The organism is Candidatus Dependentiae bacterium (genome assembly GCA_018897535.1).
Lineage (GTDB): Bacteria > Babelota > Babeliae > Babelales > UASB340 > UASB340.
This window is the reverse complement of the sequence record JAHIKO010000058.1, coordinates 1-11,409: the sequence shown is the minus strand read 5'-3', so window position 1 is coordinate 11,409 and position 11,409 is coordinate 1. Positions and strand designations below refer to the sequence as shown.

At 28.1% G+C, this 11,409-nt stretch carries 12 protein-coding genes; 5 read left to right on the top strand and 7 right to left on the bottom strand.

Annotated elements, in window-relative coordinates:
• Positions 1–31 precede the first annotated feature (31 nt).
• From lepB to KKE07_03930, 4 genes are all read left to right on the top strand, one after another.
• Entirely contained in the window at positions 32–703 is a 672-nt protein-coding gene (lepB, locus tag KKE07_03945) for a signal peptidase I (protein ID MBU4269993.1), read from the top strand.
• A 433-nt stretch (positions 704–1,136) separates the two neighbouring features.
• Positions 1,137–1,388, top strand: a complete 252-nt coding sequence (locus KKE07_03940) for a hypothetical protein (protein MBU4269992.1) — start codon at positions 1,137–1,139, stop codon at positions 1,386–1,388.
• Positions 1,389–1,655, top strand: coding sequence for a type II toxin-antitoxin system YafQ family toxin (locus KKE07_03935; GenBank protein ID MBU4269991.1), 267 nt, complete (start codon positions 1,389–1,391; stop codon positions 1,653–1,655).
• Positions 1,656–1,908: 253 nt separating this feature from the next.
• Positions 1,909–2,529, top strand: a complete 621-nt coding sequence (locus tag KKE07_03930) for a hypothetical protein (GenBank protein ID MBU4269990.1) — start codon at positions 1,909–1,911, stop codon at positions 2,527–2,529.
• Positions 2,530–2,610: 81 nt separating this feature from the next.
• Here the strand turns inward: KKE07_03930 and uvrB are convergent, their stop codons facing one another.
• Positions 2,611–4,587 carry an excinuclease ABC subunit UvrB gene (gene uvrB / locus KKE07_03925; GenBank protein MBU4269989.1) on the bottom strand — a complete coding sequence of 659 codons (1,977 nt, stop codon included), beginning with the start codon at positions 4,585–4,587 and terminating at the stop codon, positions 2,611–2,613.
• Positions 4,588–4,718: 131 nt separating this feature from the next.
• Between uvrB and KKE07_03920 the strand changes: the two genes are divergently transcribed.
• Entirely contained in the window at positions 4,719–5,777 is a 1,059-nt protein-coding gene (locus KKE07_03920) for a protein kinase (protein MBU4269988.1), read from the top strand.
• A gap of 67 nt (positions 5,778–5,844) precedes the next feature.
• Here KKE07_03920 and KKE07_03915 read toward each other — a convergent pair whose 3' ends face one another.
• The 6 genes from KKE07_03915 to KKE07_03890 form a co-directional block, all read right to left on the bottom strand.
• A complete protein-coding gene (locus tag KKE07_03915) occupies positions 5,845–7,776 on the bottom strand; it encodes an anaerobic ribonucleoside-triphosphate reductase (protein ID MBU4269987.1) in 1,932 nt (643 codons plus the stop codon).
• Positions 7,764–8,216 carry a 4Fe-4S cluster-binding domain-containing protein gene (locus KKE07_03910; GenBank protein ID MBU4269986.1) on the bottom strand — a complete coding sequence of 151 codons (453 nt, stop codon included), beginning with the start codon at positions 8,214–8,216 and terminating at the stop codon, positions 7,764–7,766. Before KKE07_03910 ends, KKE07_03915 begins: the two co-directional genes overlap by 13 nt.
• A 145-nt stretch (positions 8,217–8,361) precedes the next feature.
• Positions 8,362–8,901: an aminoacyl-tRNA hydrolase gene (gene pth, locus KKE07_03905; GenBank protein ID MBU4269985.1), complete on the bottom strand. Its 540-nt coding sequence runs from the start codon at positions 8,899–8,901 to the stop codon at positions 8,362–8,364.
• Between the two features lie 7 nt (positions 8,902–8,908).
• Positions 8,909–9,847 carry a ribose-phosphate diphosphokinase gene (gene prs, locus KKE07_03900; protein MBU4269984.1) on the bottom strand — a complete coding sequence of 313 codons (939 nt, stop codon included), beginning with the start codon at positions 9,845–9,847 and terminating at the stop codon, positions 8,909–8,911.
• A gap of 30 nt (positions 9,848–9,877) precedes the next feature.
• Positions 9,878–10,900, bottom strand: coding sequence for a UDP-3-O-(3-hydroxymyristoyl)glucosamine N-acyltransferase (lpxD, locus tag KKE07_03895; GenBank protein MBU4269983.1), 1,023 nt, complete (start codon positions 10,898–10,900; stop codon positions 9,878–9,880).
• The coding region (locus KKE07_03890) for an OmpH family outer membrane protein (GenBank protein MBU4269982.1) at positions 10,900–11,409 on the bottom strand (510 nt) is incomplete at its 5' end. The genes lpxD and KKE07_03890, both read right to left, overlap by 1 nt.

Here is an 11,409-nt window from a genome sequence, read left to right as displayed (position 1 = left end):
TTTGTAATAACTTGTTTATGATAAAAACCCTATAATTCATGCTTATCAAAAATATGTAAGTATTGGTATTCCATTTTTATTACCGGATGGACCAAGTAATTGGACTAAACGAGTTATTGGGGTTCCTGGAGACATCATAGAAGGTAGAATTGAAAATGGTGTACCGGAAATTTATCGCAATGGCGTAAAACTTCAAGAACATGCTTACATAAATCCAAATCCATTAATACTTGTCAGAAGAACCACTGGTTTTATAAATTTTGATAATCTAGGACCAATAAATATTCCAGATTTTATAAAACATAAAACAAGTTATTACAAATACACATATGTCCCAAATAAAAGTTTTGATATGCAACCTTACTACAAATTAGAATTTAAAGAAGTTGTAAGAAATGAAAATGGCAACCCAATATTAGATTATCCATATACGCCAACTTATGATCAAGATATTTGTATAGATCAATTTGGACCATTTAAAATTCCGGAAAATAAATATTGGCTAATGGGCGATAATAGAAAAGGAAGTTGGGATAGCAGATTTTGGGGATTTTGCGACAAAAGCGAAATTCAGGGGAAAGTAAATTTTATAATTTATTCAATTGATAGCCAAGAACCATTTTTGCTTTTTGATATTATAAAACATCCAATTAAATTTTGGAGTAAAATTAGATTTAATAGATTTTTTAAAATTGTTAAATAATAAGTCTAAAATTTATGTTTATTTTTCGTTATTATTAAAGTTTTTTGCAAAATTAAATACTTAATTTTCTATACACTTCCTGCGTTTGTCATGCTGAACTAGTTTCAGCATCCAGATATAAAGACTAGATCCTGAATCAAGTTCAGGATGACAGAAGACTGCGGCGCGTTTTTGATATTTTTTGAGCATTTCAGCTACTTTTTGCTAAAAATTAATGATCGAGTTCGCGTTAAATTTTTAAAAAAACAGCAATAATGTGTTGGTTTTTTAATTTTAATAACGATTATTTAGATTCTCTTAACTTCAAAATCTTATCCCAAAGGTCTATTACAAGCTCAAAATCAAAATCAAAACAATATTTATGTATTTCTGTATTTCCTGCTAATATAAGATAACTAAATAAAAAAATATAAGATTTATACTGGAGCATTCAATGATTATAAAGAGAGAATTATCACGCATAACAATAGATATTCCAAGAGAAAGCCATAAAAAGCTCAAAACTTTAGCTGCTATTCAAGGAAAAAGCATGCGAGAAATCGTTTTAGAATCTATAGAAAAAAATTTATTAAATCCAAAAATACCAAACAAAAAAACTCTTCAAGCAATTAAACATGTTGAAGAAAAAAAAGGGCTTGTAAAAGCAAAAAATGCTAAAGATTTGTTTAAAAAATTAGGTATTTAAATGCTAACGCCCATCTATTTAAAACAGTTTAAAAAAGATGTTACTTTAGCACAAAAACGTAATGAGAATATAAATAAACTCAAAACAATAATTGCTTTATTGCTAGAAGAAAAGCCATTACCTTCAAAAAATCACAATCACAAACTCAAGGGTGAATTTAATGACTATTGGGAATGTCATATAGAGCCTGATTGGTTATTAATCTATAAGAAAACAAAAACAGAAATAATATTGGTCAGGTCAGGTTCTCATTCAGATTTATTTTGAAATCTTATCACAAAGCTCTATTATAAGCTCAAAAATCAAGATTTTATGCAATAAAGCTAAGTAAAACATTGCAAATTTGTGTAAAACAATCGCTTTTACATAATAAATCTACTCTTTTTTATAAAAAGTTCTTATCAAATCCCAAATTTTATTGAATTTAGCCCGTTTGTGCGACATTTATATATGAATTAAACTTATAACAGTTAAATGAAATTTTTAAAATTTTATATATGCATAATAAATGGGGGTTTTTATGAATAAGTATATGAAAATGACATTCTTGTTATTGCTAGCAATGTCAGCCAATAGTGTAAGTAATGCAGGTTTAATAGATTGGTCAAAAGATAAAACAAGCAAAGCTTATTCTTGGGTCCAAAATCATCCAAAAACAATTTTAATAAAAAATAAAGCAAATAATGCTTATTCTTGGGTTAAAGATCATAAAAAAACAATTGCTTTTACAGCAACAGCTTTAGCTCTTGCTGTAGCTTCTTATTATCTATATAAAGGATATAATAATTATCTTATTGAAAAAGAATTTAATACTGAATTTAATACTGAATTAAACGCAAAATTTGGTCCATTTATGCCAATTATTGATAAAATGAAGAATTATCTTAAACATTATTTTAATTTTGACGGAACAGAAGATAGCTATAAAATAACTCCTGATGAATATAATTTATATTGTGATGATGGTGAGCAAAATAATACTTGGAAAGAAATGCAAAAATGGTTAACTAGTTTTGCTAAGAACAAAAATTTAACAGCAAAAAATTATTATAAATTTAGCCATGCCATTTCAAATTTATCTGGTACTTTAATGGACACTTGTAGAGCAGCACGCGAATACAATGTTATTATAAGAGACTAACAATAGATTTATAAATACATAATAGTAAAAATTAGCCCAGCATATGTAAAATATATGCTGGGTTTTTTTTATTTATAACAATTATTTAGCTTCTCTCAACTTCAAAATCTTATCCCTAAGCTCAATTGCTTTCTCAAAATCAAGATTTTCTGCGGCAAGCTGCATATCTTTTTCAAGCTGTTTTATCAAAACAATAATAGCTTTTTCATCTTTAGAAATTTTATCTTTTTTAGATTTGTTTAATTTTGAAGCATCGGAAATTCTTTGCTGTAAATTAGAAATAGATTTTGTAACTTCGCGTTCTACAGTTTCAGGAATTATTCCATGCTCTTTATTATATTTATCCTGCAAAATTCTACGTCGTTCAGTTTCCATAATAGCCTCACGCATAGAATCGGTAATTTTATCTGCATAAAAAATTACCTTACTTTCAATATTTCTGGCAGCGCGACCTATCGTCTGAATTAGAGATCTGGTATTTCTTAAAAATCCCTGCATATCGGCATCCATAATAGCAACAAGTGCAACTTCAGGTAAATCTAAACCCTCTCTCAATAAATTTATGCCAACAAGACAATCAAAAACGCCTGATCTTAATTTATGTAAAAGCTCAGTTCTTTGTGGCGTTTTGATATCGGCATGCATATAACAAACTTTAATTTTTTCTTTTTCTAAATATTTTGCCAGTTCTTCGGCCATTTTTTTTGTTAATACCGTAACCAAAGTTCTAAATCCATTTTTTGTAGTATTACGAATTTGTTCAACAAGATTATCCAATTGTCCTACACGACTTATTACCTCAATCTTTGGATCTAAAATGCCTGTTGGGCGAACTATTTGCTCTGCAATAATATCTGAATTTTTAAGTTCATAATTTGATGGAGTTGCAGAAACATAGATCACATCTTTAAAATAACTTTCTATTTCTTCAAATTTTAACGGTCTATTGTCATAGCTTGATTGCAATCTAAATCCAAAATCCACTAAAGCTTTTTTTCTAGCCTTGTCACCTTTATACATACCTGTAAGCTGTGGAATTGCTATATGAGATTCATCTATAATCAATAAGAAATCTTTATCAAAGAAATCAAATAAACAACTAGGTCTTTCACCCGGCAATCTGCCATCAAAATATCGTGAATAGTTTTCTATTCCGGAACAAAAACCGGTTTCTTGTAGCATTTCAATATCATGATTAACTCTTGTTATTAAGCGCTCACGATAAACAGGATTTTCAATTTTGGAACTTTCGATATCTAAATCTATTTTTATTCGTGATATTGCATTATCTAATTTTTCTTTGGTTGTTACAAAATGTTTTGCCGGAAAAATTAAAAAATTATCAAGAGATTTTACAACTGTATTATTTTTTTTATCTATAAGTTCCAAAACATCTATTTTATCACCAAAAAGTTCTATTCGTAGATTGTGTCTATCATAAGGTATATCAACTAAAATAGTGTTGCCGGAAACTGAAAAAGTACCCGATTTTTTATCATAATCATTACGTTTATATTGAATAAAAATAAGTTTATCTATTAAATTTTTACGCGTAATTTTATCATTTATATTTATTTTAAAAGTAAGCTCTCTGTAGTCTATTGGATTACCTAAAGAATAAATGGCCGAAACAGACGCAATAATAATGGTATCTTGCCTATTAATTATAGAAGCAGTAGCTTCAACTCTTAATCTTTCTATTTCGTCATTAATTTTGGTCTCTTTGGGAATATAAATATCCTGTGCGGGTAAATAAGATTCCGGCTGGTAATAATCATAATAACTTACAAAGTAACAGACTTTATTTTCAGGAAAAAATAGAGAAAATTCTTCGTATAATTGCGCTGCTAAAGTTTTATTTGGCGATAAAATTATAACTTGTTTACTTTGATTGGCTATAACGTTGGCCAAAGTAAAAGTTTTACCTGATCCCGTTACACCCAAAAGAGTAGATTTCCCAGGTCTATGGGTTTTTAATTTTTCTATTGCTTCAGGCTGAGAGCCGGTTGGCAAAAACGGAGATTTAAGCTTAAAAACAATATTTTTTAAATTCTTCATGGCTTTATATTAACCCAAAAAAAATGGTTTGAAAAAAGCCATATAATTAAAAGATATTTAAAAATCTTTACTTATGAAATCGCAATTTTATAAAATACCATGGTTCTTGAGGCTAAAAATAAGGGGGAAATATGAATAAACTTCTTCTAAGACTGCTTTTGACTCTATTTTTTTTAATAAATACATCACAAAATTATCTATATCCACTAAATATTACGCCTAAGAAAATATCTTACAAAAATGAACCTTATGAACTAATTGTAGAAGGTTCTGAAAAGAATATATATTTACAAAGTAATTATGAGCCTACTCCAAAACTTAAAATTAAATTAATTCCGGATGACAATGAAGAATCCGGTTATAGAACAAAAATTGATATTGTGATAGATCCACAAAAAGTACTTTTAAATTTTAAAAATAATAAATATGATAATGAAAATATCGAAAAAAAACATAGTCAAGAATTAAGTGTTCTAGAGCGCTTAAAAGGCAAGAAAAATATAGTTCAATTATTAAGACATAAAAAGAAATCGCATATTTTGGTTTTAGAAAAAGCAAAAGAAGATTTATTTGCATATTTAGGATCAAATGAAATAAATCTAATAAATAAAATAAAAATTATTAAAGATATTGCCTATGGAATAAAAGATTTACATGAAAATAATATTTTGCACAGAGATTTAAAAATTGAAAATATTTTAATATTTGAAGATGAAAATAAAAATATTACTGCAAAATTGTGTGATTTTTCACTTTCAAAATATGTTGATCCGGAGACAAAATCTTGTACTTTAAATTTGAATAAAATACCTGGTACTTTTTTATATATCTCTCCAAATATCTATACACAAATAATAAAAAAAATTCAAGAACCTATAACAACTTTAAAAGATGATATTTATGCATTCGCATACTTAATGTATCTAGTAATGTATAAAAGGAATATCTTAGATGATGAATTTAGTGATTACCTAGAAAAAAATGGTAAAAATTTAAATACAACAATGCAGCTAAACCAATTTGTTTCGTATTTAATAAATTATGAATGGCGACCAATTCTATATGAAGATGAAAATTCAATTTTAAATAATCTAATAGAAAAATGCTGGGCACAAGAACCTGAAGATAGACCTGATATTGAATGGGTTTGCGATTATTTGGATAACGTTTTTAAAGAATTAGAAAATTAAAATAATTAAAGATAGGCTCCGTTTTATTGGAGCCTCTTTTAATTATTAAGTTAATATTTTTATAAAACTAAACTTGAATGGAATCAGAATCCGTAATCGATTTATTTAACATTTCAGCTTCAACTTTTACATGATTACTCTTAAACACACGTTTACCATGCTCATTTCTACGCCCCTTATTCCATGCAGAAACAGGCGTAAAATAACCAATAATTCTTGTATACTGTTCCTTAATATCAGCAGAACAAATAGGACATTTTTGTACCGGGCCTGAAATTGTAATATGATCATTTGTACACTGACAATAGTTATAATTTACTGCAAAATGTTCACATCCGGATTTAATTGCATAAGTTATTAATCTGGTCATTTGTTCAGGAGAAGTTAATTTTTCGCCAACATTAAGATGCGAAATTCCTCCACCTGTAAGAACTTTGGAAAAAGCACCGTCAAGCTTAATTCTATCTACAATATCATAATCAACCCACAACGGTATAAATTGATTTGAGTAAATTTCATAATCCATACCGTAAAGATATTGATCTTTTTGTGCAAATTTTACAGCCAAACTTTCAGCAGGAACTTGTTCTATATTAAAAGAATTACCTGTAGATTTAGCACATTCAGTTGCATAATTTTTAATGTAAGAAAGTAAATCAAATGCTATATTTTTACCATCTTGAGTAGAGATTGAATAACCAAGTTGTTCAACACATTCATAAACACCACTTATTCCAAAAGTACTAAATAATCTTTCAAGATGTATAATTCCAAATTTAACAAATGGCAAAAATCCTTGTTCATAGCGTTTTTTGAGTAACTCTCTATGAACATTTAATGAATCTTTTGCCATATCCAATTGCTCTTTTAGAAGTTCAATTAATTCTTCATAAGAATTTGCCCTAAATCCTAAACGGGCTAAATTAATTGTAACAACTCTATGAGAACCCAGAGATATTCCACCGTTTCCAAAACTATCAATTCCTGCAAGATCAAGATCATTTGTTAGTCTACAGCAACTTGCTATTTTATTTCCGGAGGAAATATAAATATTAAAAGCTGCTTTTTCCAAATTTACTTTTGAAAAATATTCAAGAGCTACTTTGTCTAAAACTTCACCATTATCATCTGTGCGTAAATTTAGCGTAACTACAGGAAATCTATAAGGCAACCCGGTAAAAGGATCACCCTTATAAAACCAATCAACAAATATTTTTTGTATTTCCCAAATCAAATCAAAATCAGGTTTACTTCCATCCGGAAATATTATTTGTCCAAATAATATTTTTAAATTTGGTTTATCAAATATGGAAATATTAGAAAATGGAGATTGATGTGATGGCCTTAATTTTTTATTTAATGTATGAACAAGCGATTGAAAATCGTTTTCTATCTCTTTTCTAACATCGATATTACTTATATCCAAATTCTCTTTTTTAATAAAATAAGAATAATTAATAAACAGATCACCTATAGCCACAGCTCCGGCTACCTCTTGTGCAAGCTCAATTGTTACCTCTTTAACTTGATCAATAAAAGAACGAGCTCTTTTTGGAATAAAAGATTTTAGTTGTCCCCAAAAATTACCTTTGTGTAATAAAAATTCTGTTGAATATGCCCAACAGTATGGAACTTGAATTGCCGTACTGTCATGAAAATACAGATCACCATCCCATACAGCTTTCATTATTTTATCAGCCCTATCTTTTCCATATTCATCTAAAAGCAATACATAAAGATCATGATATCCTATGATTTTAAGACTACTTTTTGCAACCTCTGAAATATAATTACCCCGAGATCTACCATCTTGCAAATGATTTGCATTATCATCAACAGAAAAATCTGAAACTCTTTCTTTAAAATATTTATCTGCCATTACGGAAACATCCAATTTTTCCTGAGATATTCCCTCAAAATCCAAAATATTTGGATCTATTTTTGAATAAAGTTCTTTAAATTCAGAACAAAACTTAGAAAAATTATTTAACAATTCCATTGTTCACCCCTTTTTGTAAATATTCGTTGATTAGATGATGCCGGCCAACCACCAACATGCATTTCTTTTTTATATGGCCCACAAATTATTAAATCAATTAAATCCGTTAATTGTTTAGGTAAAACTTCAAATTCTCTACCTGTATAAAGAGCTATTGGTAATTTTATTTCATCTTTAATTCGTTTACATATATGTATTAAAAATTCCATTTGATCTGTTGGTTCACCACCCATAAAAGCTACATAATCAATTAACGTATTTAGTTTAATTTTTTCAATTAAACTGTCAGCACCCGTAAGTTTTCCACTATCTAAATTCCATAATTTTTTATTATGGCAATCATGGCATCTGATACTGCATCCGGAAAAAAATATCGATAAAGATATTTTTCCGGGTACATCTATAAAAGATGTGACTGTAGATACGACATACCCATACATATTTCCCCCTTAATAAAAAAAATTAAAAGCAAAAAATTTGAAAGAAATTCAAATTCACAACTTATGGAGTGTTATTTTAAATAAAAAAAATAAAATAAGAAAACTAAAAAAAAAATATTCTTCCAGAAATAAAAATCAGATTATCTTAAACCCCAAAAATTTTAGTTATAGCTTCATCAATTAAAGTCTGAATTTTAATTTCTTCATCATTAGAAAAGTTAGAAAGTACATAAGTCGATACATCGTCATTTTCCGGCCTACCGACCCCAAAGCGCAAACGCCAAAATGCCGATCCTACACCATTTATTATAGATTTAAGACCGTTGTGGCCACGAGCACTTCCATCAAATTTTAAACTGATATTACCAAAGCTTTTTTCTAGTTCATCATGAACCACTAAAATATTTTCAGGCTTAATACCTTTTTTTTGTAAATTTGGAATAACATTACCGGAAGCATTCATAAAAGTTTGAGGTTTGATTAAAATTATAGAATAAATATTTTCATCAACCGTAATTGAAATTTTTGTTTCTTCTGCAATATCTAAAATATGCCAATTTACAGAATAATTTTGAGCAATTTTATCAAGTATCCGAAATCCTATGCTATGTCTATTCCTGTAATATTTTATGCCCGGATTACCAAGACCTATAATTACTTTTATATTTTTAATATTAAAATCCATGAAAAACCTAATAATTAAAATAATTTTTTTTCAAAAAATCACCAAGCTCATAAGCTAAAGTTGTTTGTGTTATTTTATCAGTCAAACTAAGTTTGCCTTCAGTCAAAACCGTATCTGTTATAAAAATATGTTTAAATTTTGAATCATTCAATTTTTTAATACAATCTTTTGAAAGTACTGCATGTGCAAAAAAACCTAAAACTTGTTTTGCTCCATTATTCATAGCAATTTCACAAGCACCAATCGCCGTATTTCCGGTATCAATAATATCATCAATAATTATCACATTTTTATTTTTAACATCTCCAATTAACTCACGCGATACGGCAAAATCTTTTTTTATTCTCTCTTTTTTTACATATGCAAAATCAACACCGGCAAATTGAGCAATTTGCTTTATTGATTCAGCTCGACCTTGATCAGGAGATAAAAAACAAACGTTAATATCATCGAATACTATATTTTTATTTTTATTAAAAAAATCAACGCCAAAATTAATTAGATTTACTTCTTGTGTTTTTACTAAAAAATTATTTTTTACCAAAGAATTATGCAATTCAAAAGTTATTATTTCATCTATCCCGCAAGCTTTAAATAATTTATCAAATAAAAACACCGGTCCATTTAATTTTTTATCAAATGATTTATCGTGCCTAGAATATGGATAGTATGGCAATATGACAAAAATTTTCTCTGCGCCCATTTTTTTTGCCAAATCAGACAATAATAAAAGTTCTATAATCTGATCGTTTATGGATTTTGTTTCAAAAGAAAATTGATGAACAATAAAAATTTGCTTTTTAATAAATGATAAATTTTGCCATTTTATGCAAATTTCAGAATCTGCAAAAATATCTGAATCAAATTTTATAACTTTTTTATTTATAATCTTTTCTAAATTTATTACAAAATTAGAATTATTTAACGTTATAATTTCAAAATTCAAAATAACAACTCCCATTTTTATCAATTAATATTATTTAAAAATTTTTGACCAAAAACTATTTTTTTTCTCTCTTTCTTTAAATAATTTTAAATATTCCGGTAATTTTGAAGAAATCACAATCAAACGTTTCCATTCAGAAAATTTTATAGCAGGAATTCCCGCAACAGTTTGTCCATCCAAAAGATCATTCATTACACCTGATTTGGAAACTATTTTTACATTATTACCAATTTTTATATGATCTCGAATTGCAACTTGGCCACCAATTTGACACCCGGCTCCAATTTTTACACTTCCAGCTATTCCGGTCTGAGCCAAAATTACAGTGTGTGGTCCCACAATTACATTGTGAGCAATGTGTACCAAATTATCAATTTTACAACCATCTGAAATAATTGTAGCCTCGAAAGACGCTCTATCTACTGTGGTACACGCACCAATCTCTACGTTATTTCCAATTTTAACTATTCCTATTTGCGGTATTTTTGAAAGACCGGTTTTTGTAATACTGTAACCAAATCCATCGGATCCTATAACAGCATTGGCATGAATAATACAATTATCACCAATAATACAATTATCCAAAATTTTTGCGCCGGAATATATTTTTACATTTTTACCAATAAAAACATTTTTGCCAATAAAAACATTTGAATCAATTATTGAGTCTTGTGCAATTTTTGAATTATCACCAACAGTACTATGTTGGCCAATTATTACATTTTCAGATATTTCAGGATTTTCAGATTTTATATTTTTGTTTGAAAAATTTATTATTTTAGTAAAAGAATCCAAACTATCTTTAGTTAATAAATATTTTTTTCCAGGAACAATTTCTTTAGATGCCAATATAATCCCGGCTTTACTGTTTTTTATTTTATCAACGTCAACACCTGAAAATACAGACTCTGATCCAAGATCTAAAATTACTGCAATATCTTTTTCTGTAGCATTTTCCAAAGATGTAATATTTTCGACTAAAAAAGAATCATCGGAGCCTGATTCAGCTCCGATGATATTTCTTACTTGTTCTAAACTTAAATTAATTTGCATTAAGCAGCCTTAATTGTTTTCGTTTTATTTGCCAATTCTTTTTCGTATGCGCAATCTACTTCTTTTAAAACTTCTTCTGTTTTATCTATTGCTTTATTAACAAAAAGAACCCCGGGAGTATTAACATCTATAGCCATTCCCCAACCATTTTTATCAAAACAACCTTTTGCAACTTTTAATTGTTTGTCACGCAAAGCTGTTTGTTCTCTTTGTACTTTTATTTTTAAAGTTTCATCTTTATCGCCCAATTCTCTTTCTGCTCTTTTTTTCGCATTTGCAAGTTCTTCACCCTTTTCCATCAATGCTTCTTTGCTTAAAACTTTAGCCTGTTTTTGAATATTTTCTTGCAACTCTGCTACTTTTTTTTGAGCCGATTGAACTTCTTTTTGGAAAACTTCAATATCCTTTTGTAACTTTTCTGCTAAAACTTTTCCTTCTTTTGATTTTTGTAAAACTGTCAAACTATCGATTGATATTAATGTAGAATTATTTGCAGTATCAGCAAAAAC

Coding starts and splice junctions, on each gene's coding strand:
- KKE07_03940 (MBU4269992.1), top strand. CDS start 1,137: ATGATTATAAAGAGAGAATTATCACGCATAACAATAGATATTCCAAGA.
- KKE07_03935 (MBU4269991.1), top strand. CDS start 1,389: ATGCTAACGCCCATCTATTTAAAACAGTTTAAAAAAGATGTTACTTTA.
- KKE07_03930 (MBU4269990.1), top strand. CDS start 1,909: ATGAATAAGTATATGAAAATGACATTCTTGTTATTGCTAGCAATGTCA.
- uvrB (MBU4269989.1), bottom strand. CDS start 4,587: ATGAAGAATTTAAAAAATATTGTTTTTAAGCTTAAATCTCCGTTTTTG.
- KKE07_03920 (MBU4269988.1), top strand. CDS start 4,719: ATGAATAAACTTCTTCTAAGACTGCTTTTGACTCTATTTTTTTTAATA.
- KKE07_03915 (MBU4269987.1), bottom strand. CDS start 7,776: ATGGAATTGTTAAATAATTTTTCTAAGTTTTGTTCTGAATTTAAAGAA.
- KKE07_03910 (MBU4269986.1), bottom strand. CDS start 8,216: ATGTATGGGTATGTCGTATCTACAGTCACATCTTTTATAGATGTACCC.
- pth (MBU4269985.1), bottom strand. CDS start 8,901: ATGGATTTTAATATTAAAAATATAAAAGTAATTATAGGTCTTGGTAAT.
- lpxD (MBU4269983.1), bottom strand. CDS start 10,900: ATGCAAATTAATTTAAGTTTAGAACAAGTAAGAAATATCATCGGAGCT.